Origin of the sequence: Pseudoalteromonas luteoviolacea NCIMB 1942, from assembly GCF_001625595.1 — a bacterium.
In the GTDB taxonomy this organism is placed as follows: domain Bacteria; phylum Pseudomonadota; class Gammaproteobacteria; order Enterobacterales; family Alteromonadaceae; genus Pseudoalteromonas; species Pseudoalteromonas luteoviolacea_A.
This window is the reverse complement of sequence record NZ_AUXT01000176.1, coordinates 1-25,188: the sequence shown is the minus strand read 5'-3', so window position 1 is coordinate 25,188 and position 25,188 is coordinate 1. Positions and strand designations below refer to the sequence as shown.

Below are 25,188 nucleotides of genomic sequence, written 5' to 3'. Positions count from 1 at the left end.
TGTTTATCTCAGTTAGCGATTTATTTTGAAGGGCGTTTAGATAGCGTGCTTGATATTTAACTTTTTAAGCTGACACAGAATTTTGAACGCCCTCCAGTAGTGGCGAGTGTGATCCAATGCCATTAAAACAATAATAATACCGCGTAAAATATCTAGTGAGGTCAGTCTATGTGTAGTTGTCACATTTCAAGCCTTGCTGCTTATTGGTATTTCACTTTTAACAAATATAAAACAATATATAAATATTTTTGTGTTTTATCTTCACAGGCTTGCAGCCGATATGGCTGTTAAAATGAGAGTTGAGCTCGTATTTCGTTAATAGACTTCCCGAAGTGTCTTTTAAACTGTTTTGCGAGGGCTTGAGTGTCTTGGTAACCAACCGATGCGGCTATGTCACCAATACGGTTGTTAGAGTAGATCAGTTCTTCTTTCGCTCTTTCAAGCCGCAGTAAGCGGATGTATTCAAATGGTGTCATACTGATAGCTGACTTAAAACGACGAATGAGAGTCCGCTCTGAAACACAGGCTAATAAAGACAATTGCTGGAGTGAATGCTGAGCCTTAAGTTGATTTTTAATATGTTGCTGCACCTTAAGTACTGTGGCATCTTTGTGCTGCTCTAGTACGCTGCTCATCACAAATGCAGTTTGGTGAAGTTGAGGCTCAGGTATGGCCAACCAGTTTGCGACCTTATTTGCCACATTACTCCCAATTTGTTGAGTGATCAAAGCCAGAACAACATACATGTAGCTATGCGCAGCTCCTGCGGTATATAAATTTTGATCGCACAGGTAAATTGGTTTCGTGTCTAGTTTTAAGTGTGGATAATAGCGACTAAAAAAGACTTCGAGCCACCAGCTTGCTGTAAACTTCTGGTCGCCCAATAGGTCTAATGCTGCGGCATAGGCGACGCCACAACATCCCGCTACGAGTGTTGATTGCGATTTATTTTTCAGCTTATCATGTAGCAACTTTTTATATTGTGAGAATAGCTGGCACTCTCGCCATAGCTGTTTATCATTTTGATACTGACTGCCAATAATCACTAAAACATCAAAATCTGTTAATTCACTTAATAGACAGTCTGCATTAAAAACGAGCCCTTGGCTGCTCGTTATCTCTTTGTCTTCCAGTGCGATGATTTGCCATTGGTAGTACTTCTTCTTAATTACATGGTTAGTTACATTGAGTACATCAACGATGCCTGTTAACGCGCTTGCCATAACTCCTTTTTGACATAGTAGTGCTACTTTCATGTCGCTTTTACCTATAAATATGTCATTAGCGTCACTTTGGAGCGCGCGGCGGTACTTGTAAAGTAGTTATACACTTAACAAAAGGAAATAACTGATGTGGATTCAATACCCAATTTTTACTCTGATTTTACTATTCCTATGGCTCTGGTTGGCGACTGCTTGCATGCGTATCAAAGCAGTGCGGCGCAAAGAGCTTTCGTTAAACGCAGTGAACTTTGTACTAAAAGAAGAAATGAGTACACGAACACGACTGCTGGGTAATAGTTACGACAATCAGTACCAACAGCCAGTGTTGTTTATCTGTTTATTACTGTTACTACATGTTGAAGGAGTCTCGGGGTTGGGGTGGTATGCGGTATCGGCAGCCTTCGTTTTAGCGAGGTATTGGCATTGTTATGAGCATGTACGTGGTACTAACATTAGGCGCCGTACCTACGCGTTTGGCTTATCGAGATCGAGTTTATTTATTGGTTGGAGTGTATGGTTCATTGTAATGACGGTAGGCAAAGGTGAACTCTAACAAACTAGATAGTTGCAACAAAAAAGCAAGGCCTTAGCCTTGCTTTGGTAGGTATCATTGTTTTACCACTTTAAACTGTGTGGCCCAGTGAGGATGCCCCGCATGCAAACGGAGGCGAAACTTTTAACCGCGTTAGATTATTTTAACCATTCGATCATATTGCCGATGAGTGCTTGTGTGGAGGCTAGACCGTCCGCACCACCTACATCACATAAACCTAAGCCACAGCCATCAAAATGGTGATTGGCTTTTTCCAGTAAGTGCAACTCGCTGCCAGTGCGGCACTGGATCTGCGCATATTGTTTCGTAAACGTTAACTCATTGGCCTGTGCTGGACCATTGAGGATGTCACCCGCTAATGCGTTACACAGTCTCAATGATTGGCTAGGAGATACTATGGTGTCCGCCATACCGTGACTAATAAACATATCAGGTGCCAAAAACGGGTAATCTTCAATGTAGTCCAGCAAGCTATTATTGACGATGACAGGTTCATTGCCTGTTAACTCACGCCAGTCTGACTTACCAGACAAGATAGCAATCATTCTTTCAATGTAGCCATGGACATAAGTTCCGTCTTGCACTTCTTTTAGCTGGTGTGCAAAGTCAGGCACTGGGAACATTGGCGCGATTTTCTCTACCATAAATGGAAATTGCTGAGACAACCAAACCGACATATGCCCGCCAGCCGATTGACCGGTTAAGCGAATAGACTTATTACTGTGGGTATATTTGTAGTTATTGAACAGTGCCCAAAGGTAAGCGTCGCGAATATCGCGTTTGCTGTCTTCGATGCTAACTTGGTTACATGCAGGTCCTGCTTCTCTATCTTCGACGAGGCGATAATAAGGCATGTAGACCACGAACCCAGCATCAGTGAATTGTGCTATTTGTGCTTCAGCAGTGCGTGCGGTTCCCAACCTTTCTAACCAGCCACCACCGTGGATCATCATAAGAGGCGTGGCATTATGATTGCTAGCGTTTTTATAAACACGCATTTCTAGGTGACAAGCGCCTCGCTCACTGTATGTCGTTTTATAGGTTGCGCGTTGCATCAGAGGCACTTCTGAGAAGCTTTGTGGGCGAGTAGTAAGGGGAAGTGTAGCGCTATAACCGGGCATCCATGCATCGCGTACATAGTTTAGGTCTTCACTGTTGCCATATTTTTCAGCTTTGTAGTCAAACTCTCTGAGGCAGAACGCTGTGTCTGTTTCATTTTTATATTCAATTGCACTAGTGCATTGCGTGTCAGTGTAATACCAGCCTCTTGCTGCCGTGTGTGCTTGTACTTCTTTACATTGTCCATCTTGGCTAAACAACTTTGGGAGTTGAGTAACAGCAGGTTTAGTCGCTACTGCCGCATAGCAGTAGCTTGCGCCACGTAAGATACGCTCAATTTCAGGAGACTGGTTGTTAAGCATTTCTCTTAGCGCTTGATCGTGCTCTTCAAAGTAACCCATACTTGCCGTCAAAGGAGCATCCCCGTCTGTAGGTTGACCGCTCAAGTAATGAGTAAGTAGGTTTTGTGGATCTGGAAAAACAGAAGCATTGGCAGTTACAGATAACGCGAACGCGACACCGCCAAGTAAGTGTGATACGTATTTCATAATGGTTCCTTGTTGACTTACTGAGAATAAAGACGGCGAAATTTTCCAAATATTTAGCTAATTTATAATTTTATTTATGACAATTTTTTATGACTTAATTATTGGTCGTGTACTGGCATATAGAGCAAGTTAATGTCAGTCATTTCAGTCGACTGTAGATTGGGCAGAGGTGGGGAGAAAGTCTGCGAGAGACTTAAAACAAAGCCCCTTGAGGGGCCCTGTGTGTTGTGTTTAGTCGTTCATCAGTTGATTGATGTATTTCACTGGTGCACTACCATAGCTTAAGAAGTCTTCGTGGAAAGCTTTTAAATCAAAGTCTTTACCTAGCTTCTCTTTTTGCTTTTCGCGTAAATCATAGATTTCACGATAGCCACTGTAATAACTGGTTAACTGCACTTGACTTAATGTTGCACGACGCCATTTGCCTTCGGCTTCTGCACGTTCTTGGTATGCACCATTCATCAGGAGATCAAGGCCTTCGTCACGGCTAATTCCTTTCACTTGAATGCCGTAGTCTAAAATGGTGTTACAGATAACACGTAGGTTCCATTTATAGTACATGAGCCACATTTCAGGCTCGTGATCACCATAGCCCTCTTCTAGCATCATGCGCTCAGTGTAAACCGCCCAACCTTCGATCATCGCTCCATTACGCAAGATGCTTTTAACCAATGAAGGAGATTTGTTAGCGTATACGAGCTGCGTATAGTGACCTGGGACTGCCTCATGAATATTGAGAATCTGTAGAATCCAATGGTTGTACTCTCTCAATATTGAGCTCGCTTGCTCTTCGCTGCGCAACTCTAACGGTTCGACGTTGTAATAAGTATTTTCTTTGCTGTCGTAAGGACCCGGCGAAGAAATCGATGCCATTGCAAATCCGCGCATGTATTCCGGTGTCTCACGTACAACAAGCGGTCGCTCGGGATCAAGCGTGATCAAGTCTTTTTCCATTACAAATTTTTCTAATAATGGGATCTGACGCTTTATTTCTGCTACAAAGTTTTCTTTTGCAACGTGATTTTGTGATAGGTGCTTAATGAGCTTTGAGATCGCTTGTGTATCATCAGCCGGTATTTGTGTATCAGGGAAGTATTTAGACCAAAGCTGCTCTGTGAGTTTAACCATTTCTTTGGTAACTCGAGCCTTGTCTGTAAGTGCTTTCTCGTACATTTTTTGGGCTGTGTAACCTGATTGGATATCAAATGCAAACTTCTCTTCGTACAGCTCTTCACCAATTCTAAAGCTACGCGCCTTGCCATTTTCAGTGAGTTCATTTTCTAGCTTGGTTAAAAAGTCTATATAACCGTTGATAGCTGTTTTAGCATCTGCAAAACGTGTTTTGAACAGTGCTTTTTCGGCAGCGGTTAACACCTCAGATGTGTCGACTTGATCAAGCAGGTCATCTTTTAATACGGAGAATGCACCTTGATTCTGTGCAATGGCCAATTGAATGTATTCTAGTGTTGGTGTGTCAATGTTTTGCTGTGCAGCAGCATAATAATCTGGGACATACTTTAGTCGCTCTAATACGGTTTTGTACTTTTCAGCTTCTGACTTGAAGCGACTGTTTAAGATGCTCGCAAAACCGTATGAGACGTTGTAGTTAGAAGGGTTCCACTGCCAGCCCCTAAACTTTTCAATGTCCCAAATTGCCTTTTTTAAGCTGTTTTCGATCAAATAGTAATCGGTTTTTTGATTGCCACTTAGAGTTTTGAGGTCAAAATTGTGTAGCTCAGCGAGTTTTTCTTTACTGAATTTGACGTTGTTCGCGCGCGTTGCTGAGTTTGGAATGGTGATGATATCATCATATTTGCCATAGCCCGCATACTGAGAATATTCAGGATATTGACGCCATAAGTCTTCAATAAATTGCTCTGAAAATACCTTAAATGTTTGGTTTTGCGTAACTTGTGCTACAGGCTTTGACTGAGTTTCAGTCGTTGAATTGGTTGAGGTACAGCCTGCCAGCGTGAGAGCAGCAGCGACAGCAAGGGTGAGCGCAGTCTTTTTCATTCGCTTGTTCCTATTTTTTAATTTTGGCTATCATAGCAATTTTTTGCCACCTTGGCTTGCTCTGGGTGGTCAAGCCAGACTGCTCCATTAGCTTCTTTAGCTACAATATCCTCAGGATTATACATGGGACATGATTTCATTGATAAACACCCACAACCGATACAGCCATCGACCATTTCTCTTACACGCATCATATAAGCAATTTTTTCATCTAACTGTGCCTGCCAAAAACGCGACATTCTTGCCCAATCATCTTTATTTGGGGTTCGGCTCTCGGGCAGGGTTGATAGGGTCTCTTTTATCTCGATTAACGAAATTCCCATTTTCTGCCCCGCTTTGATTACAGCAATACGTCGTAAAACGTCTTTTTTGTATCGCCTTTGATTACCCGCGTTGCGCCAACTGCGGATCAGGCCCTTAGTTTCATAGAAGTGCAATGTAGAAACCGCGACATCTGCGCGTTTGGCCACTTCCCCTACACTGAGTCTGGGTTCATCTCTTTCACTTGCCAAAGTCATTTTGTAGCCCCTTGAAAAAATGCGTAAAAAAATCTTTACCTAAAGCTTGGTTGAGGTTTTAGCCTAGCAGCAAATCAATGGTAGGAGAATAACTTTGAAGACAATAATTGTGTACTCAAGTGCAAGTAAAAATGGTAACACAGGTCATGCAGTAGAGGAGCTGGCTCATGAGTATAATGCACAAACGCTTTTTCTAGATGACTATGTAATTCATGATTATAGCTATGAGCATACCAACAAAGATGATGATTTTAGGGACTTATTCAGAGAGGTTTTACAGTATGATCATGTCGTTTTCGCATCCCCTGTATATTGGTATGCAGTCACTCCGAGAATGAAGGCGTTTATTGACCGTATCACTGAGTTTATGGATGATGAAGTACTTCAGCCTGAACTTAGAAGGCTGCGCGACAAACAGTTTTCGATCTTATCTACGTCTATTCATAAAGGTGCGCCAAACGCGTTTGTAGAAATGCTGCAAAAAACTTTTGAATATTTGGGCATGACACTCATAGGTACTCATCATAGGCAGTTTCAAGCTCAGTCTCAGTCTTAATTGCCATTGAGGTGCTGCGTTTGGAATTGCTTAGGGGTTTGGTTAAATGCTTTTTTAAAACTTCGGCTCAATTGGCTGGGGTGGCTAAACCCCAGCGAAAACGCAACGCTTGTAACATTTTGACCTTGTTTGAGTTGGTCACAAGCAGACATTAACCTTTGCCCATGCAACCATTGCTGAGGTGTCGTGCCCATCATGGTTTTAAACTGATCAAAGAATTTGCTGCGGCTCATACAGGCTATTTTTGAAAGTTGCTCAATGTTCAAATGTTGTGACAAGTCTTTTTGTAAATAATCAATTGCGGCGTGTATGCCTGTACTGAAATGACCGTGGCTAATTTGTTTAAATAAAAAGTCACGACTTTGCTGTTGTAATAACCTTGCGACTAATTCATTTAAAGCCAAGTCTATGTAAAAGGCACGTTGTGGGTCATTTTCGCTAAAGAGCTGTATCAGGCGGTTTAGCAACTGCTGCGTTTGTGCATTATGCTCATTGTGCACTAGCTCATTGTGGTATTCAAAGTGGTTTTGTTGTGTTTGGTACTCACAGTTGAGCCTATCCACTACAGACGTAATTTTGTCTTTACTTATTTCAATTGCAAGGCACGTGGTGGGTTTATCTAAACAGGCAGTTGGAAAATCGATATAAACAGCTTGGTGCGGTGCAAGTACGAAACTTTCGTTTGGTAAAAATGGTTTATGGTAGTCGCAGCTGTCGACGTGCATTACTTTTTTACCCGTTAACATCCCGCAAAATAAAACTTCACTGGAACATAGGCGAATACGCTCTGCATTTTCATAGGTATCATAGATACTTAGCTCAACATCTTTGGCGGCAAAATGAACCCGATTCTCAACCAATGAAGATACTTTTTGTCTTTGCTTGTTCAGTTGTTCTAGCATCTGTGTATGTTCCTTTTTGGACTCGTGCGCAAACTTTTTGTACGGATTGTTAAGTTTTTAATCTGCCTTTTTATTAATGTCAATCAAATGAAAAAAAAGACCACGTGAATGTGGCCAATAAATAATGACAACATCGAGTTGAAGAGGCACTTATGATTTATGCTAATCCGAATTCACCAGAAGCCATTGTGAATTTTAAACCTCAGTATGAGAACTATATTGGCGGAAAATGGACCCCGCCAGTGGATGGCGCATACTTTGAAAATATCAGTCCTGTGAACGGCAAACACTTTTGCCAAGTTGCGCGTTCAAACGAAAAAGACGTAACACTTGCGCTAGACGCGGCTCATCAAGCAAAAGAGCAATGGGGCACAACGTCGGTTACCCAGCGCAGCAACATTTTGTTGAAAATTGCAGACCGTATCGAAGAGAATCTTGAGTACTTAGCTGTGGCGGAAACATGGGATAACGGCAAAGCAATTCGTGAAACATTGGCCGCGGATGTGCCACTTGCAGCTGACCACTTTCGTTACTTTGCAGGCTGTATTCGTGCCCAAGAAGGCAGTATCGGAGAAATCGACGAACACACTGTTGCCTATCACTTCCATGAGCCACTAGGTGTGGTTGGGCAGATCATTCCGTGGAACTTCCCATTGCTCATGGCTGCGTGGAAGCTTGCACCAGCGCTTGCAGCTGGTAACTGTGTTGTTTTAAAACCTGCTGAACAAACACCGGTGTCTATTTTAGTGCTGGTGGAATTGATTGAAGATATACTGCCATCTGGGGTACTAAATATTGTAAATGGGTTCGGTAAAGAAGCAGGAGACGCACTTGCCACAAGCAATCGAATCGCAAAAATTGCATTTACCGGCTCTACCCCAGTCGGTGCGCACATTCTGAAATGTGCGGCAGATAATATTATTCCGTCCACGGTAGAGTTAGGGGGGAAATCACCAAATATATACTTCAATGACGTGATGGAAAAAGATGACGAGTATTTAAGTAAGTGCATTGAGGGCGCTGTACTTGCTTACTTTAATCAAGGTGAAGTATGCACGTGTCCGTCTAGGTTATTTGTGCAAGAAGATATCTATGATGAGTTTATCGCCAAAGTCATCGAGCGGACTCAGCAAATAAAGCGCGGAAACCCATTAGATACTGAAACAATGGTGGGGGCTCAAGCCTCACAGGCACAGTTTGATAAGATATTGAGTTACATCGATATTGGTAAGCAAGAGGGCGCAAAAGTACTCTTGGGTGGAGAGGTTGAAAAGCTCGATAATGAGTTTGAGCAAGGTTACTATATTCAACCAACTCTGCTGAAAGGCAACAATGACATGCGGGTTTTCCAAGAAGAAATCTTTGGACCTGTGATTTCTCTTTGTACATTTAAAGACGAGGTAGAAGCGTTAGCAATGGCTAACAGTAGTGAATTTGGCCTTGGCGCTGGAGTTTGGACGCGGAATATGAATCGCGCATATCAATTTGGTCGTAAAATTGAAGCGGGTAGAGTGTGGACAAACTGCTATCACATGTATCCAGCTCATGCCGCATTTGGTGGTTACAAGCGCTCAGGTATTGGCCGAGAGACCCACAAAAAAGCGCTAGATCATTACCAGCAAACTAAAAACCTTCTAGTCAGCTATAGTGAAAGTCCTTTAGGGTTCTTTTAAGTTATAGCCTTTGCAAGATGCGCGACCAATCGCATGGTCGCGCTCTTTTTCGTTGCGTTATTAGGCCAGATGGCAAACACTGGGATCGGAGATACTTGCCAGTCCGGTAAGAGTTCAATTAATGTACCAGTCTGCAAACAATCATTCACTAAATATGCAGGAGGTGTAGCAATGCCAAGGCCGTCTTTGCATAGCTGCGTCAGGCCCTCAACACTATTGGCTGTTACCTGATATGTAAACTCAATATCAATATGGCCAAATTTTGAGTGAAAGAGGCTACGTTTAGCTGGCAAGCTAGTTAGTTTCACCCACGGAATGTGTGCAAGCTCTCGAGGGTGTGATGGGACAGCATATTGCGCTAAAAAGTGACTCGTGCAGACCAGTTTTCTCTCGATTTCACCAAGTCGTTTACTCTTTAGGTCACTACTTGGTAAGGTGCCAACACGTATTGCGAGATCAATATCTTTTTCTATTAGGTTTTCAAACACATCACTGTAAATAATGCTGATTTCAAGGTGTGGATGGCTTTTGCAAAAGTCGGCCAGTGTATGAGCATATATTGAGCGGGTTAATGCTGTTGGTAAATTGATACTTAACTTACCTCTTAACACATCACTTTGCTCGGTAATCGATAGCAGCCCATACTCAACTGTGGTAAGCATTTTTTCACTGACTTGGTGTAGTTTTTCTCCTTGTGGGGTGAGAGATAACTTGCGGGTTGAACGATATAAAAGTGCTGTATCAAGCTTTTTTCAAGTGTAGAGATATGATAACTGACAACAGATGGAGAAAGCTTTAGCGCTTTTGCCGCGCCTCGAAATGAACCATGCTCTACAACCGCTGCGAAAATGGCAATGCTTTTTAAATCATCAATCATATTGAGTAAGATTTTAGAACAGTAAAATCTATTTATACCATCTAATAAACCAAAAGGTCCAAGTATAAACTGAGTTGGTAAAGAAAAAAGGAGAGAAAGATGTCTGCTTTACTCGCTATGAGTTTATATGCGTTTTCAATGTCGATTACGCCAGGTCCGGTCAATGTCATTATATTTTCGCGTGCAGTCAAAGACGGGGTGGGCCGTACCATTCCCTTTGTAGTTGGTGCAACACTTGGCTTTAGTAGTGTATTGTTTTGCGCCGGAGTCGGGCTCAGTTTGCTTATTCAAAAATATGTTTGGCTAACAAACTTAGTCGCGTTGTTAGGGTGTGGTTTTATCTGTTACTTGGCAATACAGTTTTTTAAATCAGGCTCGAACTTACAATCCTCATCAAAGTCACAAATTGGGGTTTGGTCCGGTGTTGCGTTAATGATTTTAAACCCTAAAGCTTGGCTAGCAGCGATTGCTGGCACGAGCTTATTTGTGGAAGAAGGTCAGTTATCACAACTTATTGTGTTTGTTTATACGGCGTCATTTGTTTTCTTAGTTTAAGTTTATGGGCCATTGTTGGTAAAAAAATGCCCGATATTTTTTCTCTATCGCGATACATAACTTGTGTAAATTGGATCACTGGCGGGTTACTTCTAATCGTATGCGGATATGTACTAATAGGTCTAAATATCACCTTGTAATAACATGACATAGATGACGGGGATACGTGTTCAGTCCCTAGAGTATTTGAAGGCGCATAATGAGCTGAAGTCTAAATGGGACACTATCAACAACCAATATCAAATTAGTGCGTTGTCCATCGAATTTGGTGTGGCTGAGCAAAAACGCGAAATTGCGAATTTGACGCAACAGAATCAAATTAAGGATCTAGAGATTAAACAACAAGCAACCCGTCAGCTGTTCATATTTATTAGCCTGTTGCTGGTATTTAGCATTTTGTTTTTTGCGTATTTTTGGCGCAGCAAAAATAAACAATTTAAAGTGAAGCAAGCAGCACTCAAATTGGTGAGTGATGCAAAAGAGCGCTTGGCGTTTGCATTGTGGGGCAGTGGAGATGAACTGTGGGATTGGGACCTGCAAGCTGGTGTCATTACCCGCGAAAATCAAGCGCGTGACTTACGCTTACCAAATGAATATATAGGAACCGATTTAGAAAAAATAAAATCGGTTGTTCATCCAGATGATTTTGCTCACTTGCAAGAGTGTTTTTCACAGCACTTACAGGGAAAGATTGAGTTTTACGAGGTGAGCTACCGTGTAATGACTCAAACAGGTGACTGGCTATGGGTGTTGGACCGCGGAAAAGTAACTGCACGCGATGAAGACGGTGCAGCCTTGCGTGTGAGTGGCACCATAAAAGATATTTCCCAGATTAAAGCATCGGAATTGGTACTTGCCGAACTGAATGCAACACTAGAGCAACGGGTGGAAGAGCGCACGATAAGCCTACAACAATCAAGGAATGAGCTAGCGATGAACCCAGTCTTCGTTACTAGAAGCGCAAAAAATGGCATCGCTTGGGCGCCTTGTTACTGGTGTATCTCATGAGCTTAACACCCCTTTGGGAAATTCGGTTACGGCCAGTTCTGCGCTGCAAGAAGAGCTGGCTGTGTTTAAAGAAAAATTAGAAGCGAGCAAATTATCTCTGAGAGACACCAAAAGTTTTATTGAAGTATCCCTATCAGGCACTCAGCTTATAGAAAGCAATATTGGAAGAGCTGCGCAGCTTGTAAAGCGGTTTAAGCATGCACCGGTACATGAGTATGTAAGCTCTGCGATAACAGTACAGCTAAAAGAGTTTATACATGCAATGATTGCGCACAATGTAAAAGGAGCTGGGCTAAGTATTGATATCGATTGTCATGAGGAGATCCACATAAATTGTGACACATAAGTCTTAGGCAAGGTATTCGCGGACTTATGTAAAAACTCATTGCAATATGGCTTTAAAAATAAATCAGGGAAAATACATGTTGGTGTACACATGGATGATGACGGCTTGCAACTTGCTTTTAGTGATAATGGCGTCGGAATGGATAATGAGGCGCGACTGCATATTTTCGAGCCTTTTTTACTACTGCCCGCAGTGAGGGGAGTGTCGGGTTAGGTTTATACATGATCTTTAACCTGAATAATTTTGCTCTTGATGGACAAATAAATTACAGAGACCGTACTGAACAGGGCGCCACTTTTGATATCACACTGCCATTGAGCATTATTCAAGGATAAAAAAGCGCTGAAGTATTTCATTCAGCGCTTTTGGTGAGAATTAAGGATGAAACTCTTCGTTATCTATTGCCTACATTGAAGGCTATCAAAGTCGACAATAATACTTGTGTCTTTGGCATCTCCTGAGATTTTTAAGTACGACCAATACTGAGTGCCTGCTGGGATTGAGATGCACTCCGTTGTTGTGCCTGAATTTGACTCGGTGTCTTTATCATTGTCGCTGGGCCAACCTCCATTTTTATATAAAACATGCAAGTTGCTTTGACCGTGCGCCGTAGTAATTGCGATATTTTGAGCCGAGTTAATGTCGGCAATACTTAGCCAAAGAGTGCCATTGCCACCAAGGCAGGCAGCTTTTCCAGCTTCGAGACGGCCGCCAGTGATTGGCGTCTGAGTCGCACATGCATTTGGTACTTGTTTACCAGCATCACTGGGTTTTATGGTGACAGTGTAATCTTCAACTTCGCCATCTCCTATGCGCCCGCACGGTGATGTTGCCGCACCATCGTATTTCATCGCGATGCGCATCCGCACGGTTTTACCCACAGTACCTGACGGGACTGACACGGTACCAGTCACAGCACCTTTGCCAGAAATACCACTCATTACTTGCTCAGATTGTTCGAATTGACTATTTTCATTGAAGTCTATCCATGCGACCCAATGCTCAGTGAAGTTTCCACCAGGTGTTAGAGTGAATTGGTTGTCTCCTTCATTTAGGTTAATCACCTTTGATGTAAAGTCACTGTAACCATTAGCTTGTGATGGATTGCTAAAAGAGCCTGATTGAACATTGTCGATCCATTCATATCTTGTATTGCCATCGGCTTTACAGTAGTCCACACCTGTAATATTAACGTTAGCTTGCGCTGTGTGTTTTGACCCTTCGTTATCTGTAACAGTGAGTGAGGCTATATAGTCTCCTGCTTCGGCATAGGTATGCGTAGGATTCGCAGATGAGCTAGATTGACCGTCGCCAAACTGCCATTGGTAACTCACTATATTTCCGTCTGGATCTGAAGAGTTTGCGCTGCTAAAGCTAACAAAGTTCCCAATTTGGCCTGTATAGGGCCCATTTGCATTAGCCACCGGCGCTAGGTTTTCTGATTTAATTTGAGCGGTCGCGGTATCGCTGGCTGTACTTCCATCGTTGTCTGTTACCGTTAATTTAACGGTGTAAATATTAGCTTGTTGATAAGCATGGACTGGGTTTGCGTCGGTTGACGTATTACCGTCGCCAAAGTCCCATAGGTAGCCCGTGATACTGCCATTGCTATCGAACGAGCCCGCGCTACTGAACGAAATGCTTTCACCAAGTAAGCCGTTGTATGGGCCATTGGCTTGCGCCATTGGTAATTCAGAATCGGTTGCTCTTTCATAGTAAACGACTAGAGATGCATCACTATACTCAAGGAAAGGGTCGACCAACAGGTTCAGTGTTCCGCCTCCTGCAGAAAACTCACAATACTCGCTGAGCCTTGGTGCACTGAATGGACCACATTCGAAACTGCCTGTCGTTGGCACTTTATTCATGCTGGCGTAAAGGTCTGGGTCGCCTTGATAGCCTCCAGGTATTACAGCAACGGTACGAATCGCGTCTGCGGGAATATCAAATTGATACGTTTTAGGCTCTGCGCCTTTAGCTGAATTTAAACCTTTTACTTCTGATAAAAATACGCGTTCACACCCTTGGCATAGTGTATTGTCTGTACCCGAAATAATGCTTAAGGTCGCATTTGAGTATGCGCTGAACGCATCAATTGTAGTGTGGTAAGTGTCTGCGCTAGATGGTGCTGATAGTGTAACCAGTTCAGGCGAACCTGCGCTTCTAAAGGAAATAAAGTCGGCATCCCATGAGTCACCATTTTTAACCGGCACTTTGCCCTTTGAAACGTACATATCTGGGTCTTCATCATACCCGTCAAGATAGAAAGCAACAGCTTGCGTGCCCTCGGGCACTGAGATCTCAAAATTATCTATTTCGCCTTTTTGCGCTGACAGGTCGCTAAACGACTGAAAAACCGTGCCTTTAGGTGGTACAATTGCCCCTGACGTACCGTCCCATGGGTGGTCAGCATCACTGGTATACTCGCCTAAACCGGTTGCAATTAGGTTTGTGTTAGACCAAATGGTTGCGCGCGCAGGGCCATGAAGCGCGGCTGTCATGCGGTCAACTTGGTCTTTGGTAAACATAGCGTAATTGTCTGAGTAGTGCATAAAGTTTTCAGTATTGGTCGGCTGACCCAGACAGTTCTTTGCGTTGTCCTGTAAAATGCTGCTACTCATTTGCGGTGTGTCACACGAACCATCACCGGTTGCATTACAGAAAGCCTCTGAATGAACGGTACAGCTACCGTCAAAAGTATGTGGCAGATTGAGCCAGTGACCAAATTCATGGGTCAATACCGAGCGAAAGTTTTCATTGGTATTTGCGCCGATGTAATCACCATTGTAAACCACACGCGAGAGGCCATTTTGAGACATGCTAAGCTGTGGGTACCAAGCTACCCCTGAGTTATTTGTTGAGCCATCGTCGTACAAGTCGTGCTGAACATAAATATTCATGTATTTGAAGTTGTCCCACGCATCCGCTGTAATTTGATCGTCGGCACCTCCGCCTTTACCATATCCTGCTTTGTCCGGATAGCGAACAATACCATTTGTAGGCTGGCCGTTAGGGTCTTTTTTAGCAAGGACAAACTCAATGTTTAGATTTTTTCTGATTGCTTGAAATTCAGGTGCGATAGGGCCGTCATCGGTTATTAGGCCTAAAAAATCTTGGTTGGATTTATTCAGGCCATCAATAATTTTTTGCTCTGTTAAGCAGTATGTACCAGTCTCACAGTTATACCTATCACCATAAATATGCACGACTACAGGGATATAATACCTGCCAGGCATGCCATTTCCGTTTTCAGCAGCGGGATCAGCCTGTGTTGCTAGCGTTGACATGATTTGTGAAGCAAAGCTGGTACTTATTTTTGCTTGGCGAGTATTCTCTTTTTGAATGGCTGACCAGCTTTGTGCATTTTGATCTGTACCACAAATCTGCCCAGATTGCGTATGTTGAGCTTGAACTGCAATACTCGCAGAATTATGTGTGGTTGTTAACGACGGATTTACACTCTCACCAGCTAATGTTGGGGTTGTCGCAAAAGCAGACAGTAAAGCTGCTGTTATGTAATTTAATGCTCTGTTACTTGGTGACGAAGTTAGCACCGTTTTAGACAAATACATGTTGTTCTCCTGTAGTTATGATTGTTAACGATTGATACGCAAACAGGCGTTCTCATACCCAAGTTAACAATTGGCATTGCTGCCTACATCTCTCGATTGTAACTTTTTTGTTTATTATCAATTACTTACTAATTTTTACTTTACGCTTTGGTCACATCTGTGTGAATTAAGTGTTTTTAAACTTACATCAGTATAAATTAATTGTATACAATATAATGTATTCTGTTGCGTTTTTGATACTTTGTGGCGGGTGGGTTTATTTCGTGAAAATAGAAATAGTGCAAAGAATACAAATGTTTAAATCTTGAACGATAAGACTTATAAAACTTTTAAAGCAGCCTACAATTTTTTGGAGTATTAGTTTGTGATGAGCGCATATAGGAACTGCTTGGCATTAAACGGGCTAGAATGTGATAGATACCTAATTAGACTCAATTATGAGATACTCAGGCGGAAGATTCTAATGACGTTATTGTATGTACAATCCAAACTTACCCCTTGTTTATCATCCTAATTATTCTTTTAGTTTTGATCCCAAACATCGTTTTGTAGTCAGCAAGTTTGCGCGACTAAAACATTATTTAGAGACTCAAGGAATTATAGAAAACAATTTATATCAAGGACCAGAAGGGAACAACAATGATTTAGAATTAGTACACTGTGAACAGTACGTACATGATCTTTATCACAATTTATTATGTGATAAGGCGATGCGTCGTATCGGAATACCTTGGTCAGAACAATTGATGGCACGAACATTCACAGCACCACTTGGCACATACTTGACGGCTCAGAATGCCTTAAAACATGGGGTCGCTTGTCATTTGGCTGGTGGTACGCACCATGCCCATTATGATTTTGGTTCAGGGTATTGCATGGTCAATGATCTCGCCTATACCGCTACACGGTTAATCGATGAAAATAAAGTGCATAATGTCTTAATTTTTGACTGTGACGTACATCAAGGGGATGGTACGGCTGCGATGCTAGCTCATCACCCGTATGTATTCACTTGCTCTATTCATTGTGAGAAAAACTTTCCGTTTAGAAAACAGTCGAGCGATTTAGATATTGGGTTACCGATTGGCACGGATGATAAGACGTATTTGTCGATTGTGGCGTCTACGCTTAGGGAATTAATCGAGCAGTTAAACCCTGACCTTGTATTGTACGATGCGGGCGTCGATGTCTGGCAACATGATACTTTGGGTAAATTGGACATCAGTTGGCAGGGTATCAAAAAAAGGGACGGGCTCGTACTTAAAACCTGTCAAACTAAGGGCGTACCTGTTGCAACAGTCATAGGTGGTGGTTATGACAAGGACCATGAGCGTTTGGCCAAACGTCATGGTATAGTGATTGAACAAGCCGCCAAACTTTAGTACTCAATATTTTTAAATGGCAGCACTTGGCTGCCACATATTAGCTGTTGAATAGCGGCAGAGTAAATGCATCAAAATTCATTGAGTTTGGAAATAACTCGTGAACCTCCGCTTCAGACAATCCAAACCATTTTGCAATCGGGGCAAAGTATTGTTCATTTGAAAATTGGGGGATAAGCCTTCCACCACCGACGTCTAGTGGGCCACCTACCAGCTGATCTAGCATGGCACCGTGGACATCACCGCCATTTACAGCTCCGCCCATCAGGAGCTGATTACCTGCCCAGCCATGATCGGTGCCATCTCCATTTGATGTGAGGGTACGACCAAAATCAGACATGGTGAAAGTGGTGACACTATTTTGTAGAGCAAGTTCGTTGAGCGCGCTTTGAAATTCAGAAAGTGCGGTAGCTAAAGTTGACAGCAAAGCTGGCTGTTTTGTTAATTGTTCATCATGTGTATCAAACCCGCCTAGCGAGACGAAAAAGATTTGTCTCTGAGAAGTGGTTTGGCTACTAATACTCAAGGACTTGGCAACAGCCGCGAGTTGTTGTGACAAGTCATTATCGCTAAATTGCGTCGTGAGTACCGGTGCTTGCTCAAGTAAGTTATTCATATTTTGAACGTTGCTAATAGAGCGCCCCAATCGACTGGCATAGGCGTCTTGAATTGGACTATTTGTGTGTGTTTGCAGCAAACGATCAATAATACTTTTGACGTGGTCGACCTGTGGCTGATATCCAGATAGAGGGTTTATTTTCATTACCCCAGTTCGACTTAGGGCATACGGTGAAGTTTGTACACCCGACTGCCAAGGGTTGGATCCGGCTAGGGAAATATTACTGGTAAATGCGCTATGCTGATTGAGTCGCTCAAGCATGCGTGCTCCCCATCCAGTATTTAACGAGATCTTTTCTTGTCCATGCATCCATGTGGCTTGTTGATCATTGTGTGAAAACAAATGGCCGGGCAGACTGACAGCTTTGTTTTGATAGTCAACGAGTGAAGTCGGGGCAATCAAAGTGCCTACACCACCAACAAACGCTAACTGACCATTGTCAAATAACGGAGTGAGGCTTGCCATGCTTGGGTGTAAGCCCACACCCCCTTCAAATTGGGTTTTAGTGGTAAGGTTAATTACGTCATTTACGACTAAGTTCTGTCTACTTTGCTCGTAATTGGTCCGATGTTGGCCACTGGTAGGCACGAGCATATTGAGAGAGTCACTACCGCCGTGCAAAAAAATGCAAACGAGCGCTTTGTAATCAGTTAGGGACTCGTTGTTTAAAGTATTGCTGAGTGCTTGTAGCTGTAAACTAGTTAGGGCCGCAACTGATGCACCACCTTTTAAACAAAGGGACAAGAATGCTCTTCTTGATTTTCCGTTGTAGGTTGTCATGTGTGGCTCCTAGTTTTGATAATTAAATTCTGGCGACAATGAAATCATATACAACAATTGAGATATGCGGTCTGCTGACGTGCGGTTTTCAAAGTAGCTGTCAAGGTCAATCAACGCGCTACGAGTTTCATCTGACATGCTGCCAGCAAAGTAGACTACATCATAGTGATCCAGCAAAGCGTGTAATCCTGTTTCTTCTAATAACGTAATGTGTGCTTCACCATACATATAGATAGTATTGGGGTTTAAAGCGCTTTTGCGTTCGGCCATTCTCCAAACAAGATTGCTATAATGGCTGTTTGTCGTAGAAATCATATTTGAGTCGGTGGCAATTTGTAGTTCAGGTACAACTAGGTTTGAATCAAGAAGCTCGCTTGGTCTGTGATCGGGCCTAAAGAAATTAAATACAGATGGAGATAGCAGTGGACCTTGTCCATATGTCGTAGATAAATTCCACGTATAATAGCGGTTGACCTGAGAAGCGGCGTTGAGTGTTCGCCAAAAGTGGAGTTTCGTGAGTATTGGCTCTTTTATTTTACCTGTGTGTTCCAATACGACCGAATACTTTCGAGCTTCATCATCTAGAAGAATGGCCTTAACAACAGCTGCAAGATCACCGCGCTCACCTTGCCCATTGTCATTAAAAATAGTTGCAACCCGTTCAATATATGCGGGCGTTGGGTTTGACTTCACTAACCGTTGTATCAACTGCTTAGAGATGAAAGGTGCAACATTTGGGTGCATAAATAAGTTGTCCAGCGCCAACTTCATTGATTCCTCAGCCCCGGTATCGGCTGGGATTATGTCATCATTGAGCAAGTGCTTTTCAAGATTAGAATGATAATCTTCAAAGGGTTGCATTGGCAGGGTATAATTTTTACTAGGTCGATTCCAGCGAGCAGAATATGCAAATGTCCAGCCTGTGAATACTCTTGCAAATCCGCCAATTTCAAGCTGAGAATACGTAGGAATAGTGTTACCATCTTTGTCTAGTTTTACTGTTCCATCAAGGTTTAACTCATCTAACCCGATGGTAAATAATTGCATGACTTCTCTTGCGTAATTTTCATCAGGGCGTATATTTTTTTCTAAATCAGCCTTTTCGTTTCCTAGGTGGCTTAAGTAGACGCCCATGACAGGAGATAAGGTTACGGACTCGAGCAGTGTACGAAAGTTTCCAAACGCGTTTTTAAGCAACATGTCGTAGTAATTTGTCATTCCTTCAGGCTCGCCTCTTAGCGCGCTGCTTGCGTCTGATACGACAAATATTTCACTCAGCGCAAATGCGACTCGCTGCCTTAATTGATCAGGGGCACTTAAACTTGCCTTCCACCATGCATCGATTCGGTTGATATGACTAGGTTGGTCTTTATTTGGGTAGTTTGCCAGTAAAGGCATATGGTAGGTAGTTAGTGACTCGAGTTGAGCATTAATCCACTCTTCTTCACTTTTTCCTGTTGCTGCTTTAATCTCTGCGTGAGTCGGCCCCAATGTACTTTGATGTAATAGTGCGGCAGCTTGTTTCTGAGTCATGGCATTGATGGACTCAATTGTAGTTTCTGTATAGGTACTCAACCCTTCGCTATTTGTAACTGTAAGCGCAAATACAAAATCATCTCGGTTGGGAGAGTTAGTCTCAGGCAAAGTTACATTGAGGCTGGATGATTGACTGTCTAATATAAACGCTGTGGGGCCGGAAATTTGCTCCCACAAATACGTTAGCTGTTCGTTACCCCCAGTCACAACGCTATCAATTACAATTGTAGTACCTTTACGAACAATATTTCCTGGCGCCCTGACATCCACAATAGGCGCGGCGCCAATCCCATCTTGTGCGCCTGCATCCGGATTTTCGTCTTCGCTATTGCCTGTATCTGGTGTTTGAGAGTCACCGCCTGTCTGATTGTCAGTATCGATGCCTGTTGGGGTCGAGGGAGAGCCTGTGTTATTGCTATCATTCGTCACATTACTGTCACTAGTGCCGCCGCCACAGGCAGACAGCGCAAAAGTAAACACTACAAGTATAGCGAGTAACTTCATTTTGATTTCCTCAATATTGCCTAATCCATTTATAGCATTATGAGTGAAATTAACAATGTTTTTTCATTAGTTTATTTGTTGTATTTTCGTTTTAAAGTATTGGCTTTTGGATATGGAATCATCCTTTTTGTGATGTTAAGTAAAACAAGTATCTGAATGATTTTCGTGTAAGGTGTTGATATGTATGGAGCACGAGTGTTCTTCAAGGCTGTATGTGGACAAGTCTATGGCATCTTTGCGAGCGCTTGGTAGGTTAAATGTAAATTTAATAAATAAGTTTAGTTGCTGCCTTAGTGACTAAAGGAGGTTGCCTTAGCTTAACCGCCGAGAATGGTCGTTAGGGAAACTGTGATACATAGATCTCGCTCTTACATATGGTACTGAGGAGTTAATAGTCGTAACCTGTATTCATCGAGTAGTGTTTCTAAGATAAGAGCAGAGGCATGTTAGCCTCCGCAAAAAAACAATTAGCAGAAGTCTTTCGTCCAACGGCACATCATAGCTTGTACCGAATAACCCGGAGGAGCAGCTGTTGCACCTGCAATATCATTCGTTTGTTTTTCAGTGATGGTTTTGTTTTGTAGTGATTTTAAAGTCTTTTTTTGAATATTAAGTTTCATTGTATTTCCTTATTGTATTTGCCGATGCTATTTCTCGGCCTGTTTTTATATAGTCGATATTTAAAATCCCATTTCTCTCGATTATTGTAAATTGAATTTTATTAATACTTTTTTATTGCCCATTTTTATTTGTTGTGAGTGCTTTTTTGTGATGATTTTATATTGTAAGTTAACCTCTTTTCTATAGATTATTTATAAGTTCTTATGTAAATGTTGTGTGTTTTAATAATGATTTTAATTGTGTTTGTAAATTTTATTTTATTGAATAAAATCAACAGTATTACTATAAAAAATAGATCGTACTTTTAGAAAAAGTTTTTAGTTGTAATATGTGAATGTTGATGCTTTGTTGCTAAATTAGAGTGTTGAGAAAGCTAAGCTGAGCCAGTGCGTTAACACAGTTTTTGGCGCTTGGATTAAAAGGAGATTAAAAGGTGAAACAGTTTCATATAACTCGGTTGCAAACTAGTATAGGTACTTTACGTTTAACGGGTGAATTAGGTAATCCACAGTTAAGAGATAGCATTAATTATCACAAAGTAGAAATGATGGGGACAGATGGCTGGCTCGAATTAGATTTATCTTCAAACTCAGTGAAAAATGCACTAACTCAAATTCAGCACATGGTTTTGGATCATCTATTGTAACTTAATGACTTGCGTTACTATTTCTATGAAATTTATGAAAGTTACCTGCCAAAGCCTGAGGTTTGCCACGGAGTCATACAGGTAATAGAGCTTCTCTAGCCAATTTAGGGGGCGAAGAGCGTTTGCGAATTTAAGAAGCGTGTACGCATTTCGATAGCCAATTCACAATAAGCCTCGCGAGTTGTTCCTTGCTAGAGTACATAATTTAAATTTATATGCTATGTTATAATGTAACAAAGTAGTAAGTTGAGTTAGAAGATGACTGACGAAAACAAAGAATTACCATTGTTAACTGAACAGCAAATTTTAGAGGCTCCGGAATCTGATTATATGAATGACGCGCAACTCGCGTTTTTCAAAGCAAGATTGATTGAGCTACATGACACAACGCGTGAAAGGATCAGGGAAGTAAAAGAGCATATGCAAGAACAGCCTGATTTAGCTGATTTTAATGACAGAGCATCTTGGGAAGAGCAGTGGGCTTTGTCAATGAGGATTGTAGAGAGGGAGCAAAAGCTTTTACCAAAGATTATTCAATCTTTAGAGCGTATCCGATTGGGCGAGTATGGCTACTGTATGGAATCAGGCGAACCTATTGGTATTCCTCGATTGTTGGCCAGACCTACCACAGAATTCTGTGCTGATGTGAAAAACCTAAAAGAGGTCGGGGAACATATGTATAAAAATTAATCTAATTTATCATTAAGTTGCTTGCCTATTGGGGCTTATGAAGTTTAGGTGTGGCAGTTTCTCTATTTAACAGCAAGTTAATTTAGGAGTACTTATGGCTGAGTCAAGGTCATTGTTACCCGTCACTATTCTGTCGGGGTTTTTAGGGGCAGGCAAAACCACCGTGTTAAACCATATTCTTGGAAACAGGGAAGGGTTAAGAGTTGCGGTAATTGTAAACGATATGAGCGAGATAAATATCGATGCTGAAATTGTTCAAAACGAAGTCAGCTTAAATCGTGCAGAAGAAAAGCTTGTAGAGATGAGTAATGGATGTATTTGTTGTACTTTGCGTGAAGATCTTCTTGAGGAAATTCAACGTTTAGCGCAAGCAGGCAAATACGATTATTTGGTAGTTGAGTCAACCGGGATTTCAGAGCCTTTACCCGTCGCTGAAACGTTTACATTTGCAGATGAAAATGGCAACAGTTTGTCAGATATTGCCAAGCTCGACACTATGGTTACGGTGGTAGATGCGCTGAATTTTTTAAAAGACTACGATGAAGCTAAGTTGCTGCAGGAGACTGGTGAGAGTTTAGGTGAAGAAGATCAACGTAGTGTTGCAGATTTATTGGTAGAGCAAGTCGAGTTTGCGGATGTCCTGTTGATTAGTAAGACTGATCTGGTAACCGAAAATGACTTAAAGCGATTGCAGGGAATACTAAAAACATTGAATACCGAAGCAAAGCAAGTTGCAATTCAAAACGGCCAAGTACCAATCAAGGAAGTGCTCGCAACAGGCTTGTTTAATTTTGAAAAAGCACAATTATCACCTGGCTGGCTCAAAGAGTTAAGGGGAGAGCATATACCCGAAACAGAAGAGTATGGAATCAGTGCGTTTGTCTATAGCGCGAGAATCCCTTTTCATCCCCAAAAGTTTTACGATTTTCTCCACTGTAAAGAGATTGGCGGCAAATTGGTACGTTCAAAAGGGTTTTTCTGGTTAGCCACACGCCCCCATATTGCTGGTAGTTGGAGTCAAGCTGGCGGAATGGCGAGATACGGAATGGCTGGACTCTTTTGGAAAGCGGTGCCTAAAGAGCAATGGCCAGAAGACCCAGAATATATTGAAGCAATTGCTGATATGTGGGAAGAACCGTTTGGCGATATGCGACAAGAGTTGGTATTTATTGGTCAGGGACTGGATAAAGAAGACATTACCAATAGATTGGATAAATGTTTGCTGGCTCCTGAGGAGCTTGCTCAAGGTCAGGCATATTGGGCTAAATTACCTGATCCATTTCCACAGTGGAGTCTGTAGGCTGAATAAGTCGCTTTTATTGTTTAATTTTTAAAGTTTTTATAAAAGCCAAGTTATGGAAACTTGGCTTACTAGCTACAAAAAACTATGAAAAGTTACTGTTGCGAGAGAGGTTTAAGTGTACTAGGGTGATTACGTCAGAATCGCTTGGTAATCACACTAATTCACTACAGCACTAAGGTTGGCTAAGTTGGAATTGCTTCCCAAGTCGACTTGAGCTGACATTGATAATGTGGATACGTCAAAGCCACTTGGTAATTATACCGTCAGTTCCCCTTGGTAATCACACTAATTTAGTTTAAGCCTGCACTGATAGAGATTGAGCTTGTGGCCGTAAATTTTTCCCTTTGTTACGTTCAATCAATCTTGCCATAAACCAAACAAATGTTTCAGTTCGTCCCTTAAGAGCGCAGCCTGTTTGGCACACCGCTTCTAGCAAAGCCTGTTCATTGTTGTTTATGAGTGCATCTACAGCTGTGTTACTGGTTAAATACAATTCGCAAAATGGCAGGTTTTTGCTCAAACTTCGTTCGAGTTGAACCTGTCCTTTTTCAATTTTCACAGTAAATGATTTTTCAACGGCACCAAGCTTTATAGAAACGACGAGTGCTGGTTGCGGTCCAGTGCAGTCTTGTAAATGTAATTTAAGATAGCTAGTAAATTTATTTACCCAATTGCTTAACATTGTTAGTGCGCTTTCTAATTCGACAGAGTCTAAACTCTCCAAGTTTTGCGTACTTTGAATGAAGTTTGCATTGACTTCCTTTTCAGCCTCGATAAGAGCTTTTACCGTATAATCAATATCTTCATAAGTATGTGAAGCTGAACAAATGAATCGCAGTCGTCCTCGTCCTTTCTCAACAATTGGGTAGGTGACCGCCAATGTTTGTACACCTCGCAGGTATAAACTCTGAACAATCGCATATAATTTGTCTTTGTCTCCGAAGTGAGGTGTGACAATGGGCCCATCACCAGTACCAAGGTCAAACCCTGCTTCTTTAAATTTCTGACGCATGTAGCGAATACGATCCCAAAGTTGTGCTCTCATTGAATCATCACGTTGCAGAATGCGTAAAGAGGCCAATGCCGCAGCTATGTCAGCTGGGCTGATGGAGGCTTGAAAGATATAGGCCCTAGACGCTGACTTGAGTAGGTTGACGTGCTTTTCACTGGCGGCAATAATACCGCCAATGCTACCCAGCGCTTTACTCAATGTGGTCATGACAAAGTCTACCTGACTGCTGACGCCTTGCTCAGCACAGACGCCTGCTCCGCGTTCACCGTAAAAGCCAAAAGAGTGAGCTTCATCTACCAGCACTAGTGCACCATATTGCTTTGCGGTACGAACTATGTCAGCAACAGGAGCTGTACCTTCTCCCATACTGTAAACACTCTTTAAAACGACTAGGGTCGTGCGATAAGGAGATTGCTCAGCGGCTAAAACGGTAGCTAGGTCATCTTTATCATTATGTTTGAAGGTACGAATTGTAGCACCACTTAATCTGGCACCATCCACGATTGAAGCGTGGCAAAGTTGAGCGATAGCCACAATACAAGCTGTGGTCATTAACTGTGAATAGGTGATTTCACGCTCCCCATCAATTATTGCGATGCTATTAGGGGTCAGTTCGTATTGCTGCTTTATCAGGTCGTAAATTGTTTTATTATCAATAGAGGTCTCGCCTTTCAGGGTGAGATCGTGAA

Annotated in this window: 22 protein-coding genes and 1 pseudogene; 11 read left to right on the top strand and 12 right to left on the bottom strand. The window is 42.2% G+C overall.

All coding sequences use genetic code 11. The annotated features are described in order from the left end of the window. Positions 1 to 287: 287 nt before the first annotated feature. Positions 288 to 1,256 carry a GlxA family transcriptional regulator gene (locus N482_RS15100; RefSeq protein WP_063377817.1) on the bottom strand — a complete coding sequence of 323 codons (969 nt, stop codon included), beginning with the start codon at positions 1,254 to 1,256 and terminating at the stop codon, positions 288 to 290. Between the two features lie 94 nt (positions 1,257 to 1,350). Between N482_RS15100 and N482_RS15095 the strand changes: the two genes are divergently transcribed. Then, entirely contained in the window at positions 1,351 to 1,776 is a 426-nt protein-coding gene (locus N482_RS15095) for an MAPEG family protein (RefSeq protein WP_063377816.1), read from the top strand. A 137-nt stretch (positions 1,777 to 1,913) separates the two neighbouring features. On the opposite strand, the gene N482_RS15090 is transcribed toward N482_RS15095, so the two are convergent. The 3 genes from N482_RS15090 to soxR form a co-directional block, all read right to left on the bottom strand. After that, a complete protein-coding gene (locus N482_RS15090; protein ID WP_063377815.1) occupies positions 1,914 to 3,383 on the bottom strand; it encodes an alpha/beta hydrolase in 1,470 nt (489 codons plus the stop codon). Between the two features lie 231 nt (positions 3,384 to 3,614). Further along, positions 3,615 to 5,399 (bottom strand): DUF885 domain-containing protein, encoded by a 1,785-nt coding sequence (locus N482_RS15085; protein ID WP_063377814.1) that lies wholly within the window; start codon positions 5,397 to 5,399, stop codon positions 3,615 to 3,617. A gap of 17 nt (positions 5,400 to 5,416) precedes the next feature. Next, on the bottom strand, positions 5,417 to 5,917 hold the full coding sequence (soxR, locus tag N482_RS15080) for a redox-sensitive transcriptional activator SoxR (RefSeq protein WP_063377813.1): 501 nt from the start codon (positions 5,915 to 5,917) through the stop codon (positions 5,417 to 5,419). Between the two features lie 94 nt (positions 5,918 to 6,011). Between soxR and N482_RS15075 the strand changes: the two genes are divergently transcribed. Continuing rightward, on the top strand, positions 6,012 to 6,473 hold the full coding sequence (locus N482_RS15075) for a flavodoxin family protein (RefSeq protein ID WP_063377812.1): 462 nt from the start codon (positions 6,012 to 6,014) through the stop codon (positions 6,471 to 6,473). Here N482_RS15075 and N482_RS15070 read toward each other — a convergent pair. Continuing rightward, on the bottom strand, positions 6,470 to 7,375 hold the full coding sequence (locus tag N482_RS15070) for a helix-turn-helix domain-containing protein (RefSeq protein ID WP_063377811.1): 906 nt from the start codon (positions 7,373 to 7,375) through the stop codon (positions 6,470 to 6,472). The genes N482_RS15075 and N482_RS15070 overlap by 4 nt on opposite strands. A gap of 152 nt (positions 7,376 to 7,527) precedes the next feature. On the opposite strand from N482_RS15070, the gene N482_RS15065 reads away from it, so the two are divergent. Then, positions 7,528 to 9,048: an aldehyde dehydrogenase family protein gene (locus tag N482_RS15065; protein ID WP_063377810.1), complete on the top strand. Its 1,521-nt coding sequence runs from the start codon at positions 7,528 to 7,530 to the stop codon at positions 9,046 to 9,048. Here N482_RS15065 and N482_RS15060 read toward each other — a convergent pair. Further along, positions 9,045 to 9,710: a substrate binding domain-containing protein gene (locus N482_RS15060; RefSeq protein ID WP_081227973.1), complete on the bottom strand. Its 666-nt coding sequence runs from the start codon at positions 9,708 to 9,710 to the stop codon at positions 9,045 to 9,047. The genes N482_RS15065 and N482_RS15060 overlap by 4 nt on opposite strands. Continuing rightward, entirely contained in the window at positions 9,653 to 9,925 is a 273-nt protein-coding gene (locus N482_RS26145) for a helix-turn-helix domain-containing protein (protein ID WP_081227971.1), read from the bottom strand. The genes N482_RS15060 and N482_RS26145 overlap by 58 nt, the downstream gene beginning before the upstream one ends. Before the next feature lie 99 nt (positions 9,926 to 10,024). Here N482_RS26145 and N482_RS15055 point away from each other — a divergent pair, with 99 nt between their 5' ends. The 4 genes and pseudogenes from N482_RS15055 (at position 10,025) to N482_RS26140 (ending at position 12,169) form a co-directional block, all read left to right on the top strand. Further along, positions 10,025 to 10,480 carry a LysE family translocator gene (locus tag N482_RS15055; protein ID WP_063377809.1) on the top strand — a complete coding sequence of 152 codons (456 nt, stop codon included), beginning with the start codon at positions 10,025 to 10,027 and terminating at the stop codon, positions 10,478 to 10,480. 153 nt (positions 10,481 to 10,633) lie between these two features. Continuing rightward, positions 10,634 to 11,488, top strand: a complete 855-nt coding sequence (locus tag N482_RS15050; RefSeq protein ID WP_063377808.1) for a PAS domain-containing protein — start codon at positions 10,634 to 10,636, stop codon at positions 11,486 to 11,488. After that, positions 11,448 to 11,834: a histidine kinase dimerization/phospho-acceptor domain-containing protein gene (locus tag N482_RS15045; protein WP_063377807.1), complete on the top strand. Its 387-nt coding sequence runs from the start codon at positions 11,448 to 11,450 to the stop codon at positions 11,832 to 11,834. The genes N482_RS15050 and N482_RS15045 overlap by 41 nt, the downstream gene beginning before the upstream one ends. A gap of 39 nt (positions 11,835 to 11,873) precedes the next feature. After that, positions 11,874 to 12,169 (top strand): annotated as a pseudogene (locus N482_RS26140) (ATP-binding protein). Between the two features lie 63 nt (positions 12,170 to 12,232). Here the strand turns inward: N482_RS26140 and N482_RS15040 are convergent. Then, positions 12,233 to 15,406, bottom strand: a complete 3,174-nt coding sequence (locus N482_RS15040) for a M43 family zinc metalloprotease (RefSeq protein WP_063377806.1) — start codon at positions 15,404 to 15,406, stop codon at positions 12,233 to 12,235. A 476-nt stretch (positions 15,407 to 15,882) separates the two neighbouring features. Here N482_RS15040 and N482_RS15035 point away from each other — a divergent pair, with 476 nt between their 5' ends. Continuing rightward, a complete protein-coding gene (locus tag N482_RS15035; protein WP_063377805.1) occupies positions 15,883 to 16,788 on the top strand; it encodes a histone deacetylase in 906 nt (301 codons plus the stop codon). A gap of 40 nt (positions 16,789 to 16,828) precedes the next feature. Here the strand turns inward: N482_RS15035 and N482_RS15030 are convergent, their stop codons facing one another. The 3 genes from N482_RS15030 to N482_RS24905 form a co-directional block, all read right to left on the bottom strand. Continuing rightward, positions 16,829 to 18,187, bottom strand: coding sequence for a DUF1501 domain-containing protein (locus N482_RS15030; protein WP_063377804.1), 1,359 nt, complete (start codon positions 18,185 to 18,187; stop codon positions 16,829 to 16,831). Between the two features lie 9 nt (positions 18,188 to 18,196). Next, complete coding sequence (locus N482_RS15025; RefSeq protein ID WP_081227968.1) at positions 18,197 to 20,227, bottom strand: DUF1800 domain-containing protein; 2,031 nt, start codon at positions 20,225 to 20,227, stop codon at positions 18,197 to 18,199. A 467-nt stretch (positions 20,228 to 20,694) separates the two neighbouring features. After that, positions 20,695 to 20,847: a hypothetical protein gene (locus tag N482_RS24905; RefSeq protein WP_155730604.1), complete on the bottom strand. Its 153-nt coding sequence runs from the start codon at positions 20,845 to 20,847 to the stop codon at positions 20,695 to 20,697. A 434-nt stretch (positions 20,848 to 21,281) separates the two neighbouring features. Here N482_RS24905 and N482_RS15020 point away from each other — a divergent pair, with 434 nt between their 5' ends. The 3 genes from N482_RS15020 to zigA all read left to right on the top strand — a co-directional run bounded on the left by N482_RS15020 (position 21,282) and on the right by zigA (position 23,484). Continuing rightward, positions 21,282 to 21,494, top strand: a complete 213-nt coding sequence (locus N482_RS15020) for a hypothetical protein (RefSeq protein ID WP_063377803.1) — start codon at positions 21,282 to 21,284, stop codon at positions 21,492 to 21,494. A 258-nt stretch (positions 21,495 to 21,752) separates the two neighbouring features. Next, positions 21,753 to 22,184, top strand: a complete 432-nt coding sequence (locus tag N482_RS15015; protein WP_063377802.1) for a TraR/DksA C4-type zinc finger protein — start codon at positions 21,753 to 21,755, stop codon at positions 22,182 to 22,184. A gap of 94 nt (positions 22,185 to 22,278) precedes the next feature. Beyond that, on the top strand, positions 22,279 to 23,484 hold the full coding sequence (zigA, locus tag N482_RS15010) for a zinc metallochaperone GTPase ZigA (RefSeq protein WP_063377801.1): 1,206 nt from the start codon (positions 22,279 to 22,281) through the stop codon (positions 23,482 to 23,484). Positions 23,485 to 23,782: 298 nt separating this feature from the next. Here zigA and N482_RS15005 read toward each other — a convergent pair. Beyond that, the coding region (locus N482_RS15005; RefSeq protein ID WP_155730603.1) for an aminotransferase class I/II-fold pyridoxal phosphate-dependent enzyme at positions 23,783 to 25,188 on the bottom strand (1,406 nt) is incomplete at its 5' end.

What these genes read in the sequence shown, in the direction of transcription:
- N482_RS15100 (WP_063377817.1), bottom strand. Translation starts at nt 1,256, where the DNA reads ATGAAAGTAGCACTACTATGTCAAAAAGGAGTTATGGCAAGCGCGTTA.
- N482_RS15095 (WP_063377816.1), top strand. Translation starts at nt 1,351, where the DNA reads ATGTGGATTCAATACCCAATTTTTACTCTGATTTTACTATTCCTATGG.
- N482_RS15090 (WP_063377815.1), bottom strand. Translation starts at nt 3,383, where the DNA reads ATGAAATACGTATCACACTTACTTGGCGGTGTCGCGTTCGCGTTATCT.
- N482_RS15085 (WP_063377814.1), bottom strand. Translation starts at nt 5,399, where the DNA reads ATGAAAAAGACTGCGCTCACCCTTGCTGTCGCTGCTGCTCTCACGCTG.
- soxR (WP_063377813.1), bottom strand. Translation starts at nt 5,917, where the DNA reads ATGACTTTGGCAAGTGAAAGAGATGAACCCAGACTCAGTGTAGGGGAA.
- N482_RS15070 (WP_063377811.1), bottom strand. Translation starts at nt 7,375, where the DNA reads ATGCTAGAACAACTGAACAAGCAAAGACAAAAAGTATCTTCATTGGTT.
- N482_RS15065 (WP_063377810.1), top strand. Translation starts at nt 7,528, where the DNA reads ATGATTTATGCTAATCCGAATTCACCAGAAGCCATTGTGAATTTTAAA.
- N482_RS15060 (WP_081227973.1), bottom strand. Translation starts at nt 9,710, where the DNA reads ATGCTTACCACAGTTGAGTATGGGCTGCTATCGATTACCGAGCAAAGT.
- N482_RS26145 (WP_081227971.1), bottom strand. Translation starts at nt 9,925, where the DNA reads ATGATTGATGATTTAAAAAGCATTGCCATTTTCGCAGCGGTTGTAGAG.
- N482_RS15055 (WP_063377809.1), top strand. Translation starts at nt 10,025, where the DNA reads ATGTCTGCTTTACTCGCTATGAGTTTATATGCGTTTTCAATGTCGATT.
- N482_RS15050 (WP_063377808.1), top strand. Translation starts at nt 10,634, where the DNA reads ATGACGGGGATACGTGTTCAGTCCCTAGAGTATTTGAAGGCGCATAAT.
- N482_RS15045 (WP_063377807.1), top strand. Translation starts at nt 11,448, where the DNA reads ATGGCATCGCTTGGGCGCCTTGTTACTGGTGTATCTCATGAGCTTAAC.
- N482_RS15040 (WP_063377806.1), bottom strand. Translation starts at nt 15,406, where the DNA reads ATGTATTTGTCTAAAACGGTGCTAACTTCGTCACCAAGTAACAGAGCA.
- N482_RS15035 (WP_063377805.1), top strand. Translation starts at nt 15,883, where the DNA reads ATGTACAATCCAAACTTACCCCTTGTTTATCATCCTAATTATTCTTTT.
- N482_RS15030 (WP_063377804.1), bottom strand. Translation starts at nt 18,187, where the DNA reads ATGACAACCTACAACGGAAAATCAAGAAGAGCATTCTTGTCCCTTTGT.
- N482_RS15025 (WP_081227968.1), bottom strand. Translation starts at nt 20,227, where the DNA reads ATGAAGTTACTCGCTATACTTGTAGTGTTTACTTTTGCGCTGTCTGCC.
- N482_RS24905 (WP_155730604.1), bottom strand. Translation starts at nt 20,847, where the DNA reads ATGAAACTTAATATTCAAAAAAAGACTTTAAAATCACTACAAAACAAA.
- N482_RS15015 (WP_063377802.1), top strand. Translation starts at nt 21,753, where the DNA reads ATGACTGACGAAAACAAAGAATTACCATTGTTAACTGAACAGCAAATT.
- zigA (WP_063377801.1), top strand. Translation starts at nt 22,279, where the DNA reads ATGGCTGAGTCAAGGTCATTGTTACCCGTCACTATTCTGTCGGGGTTT.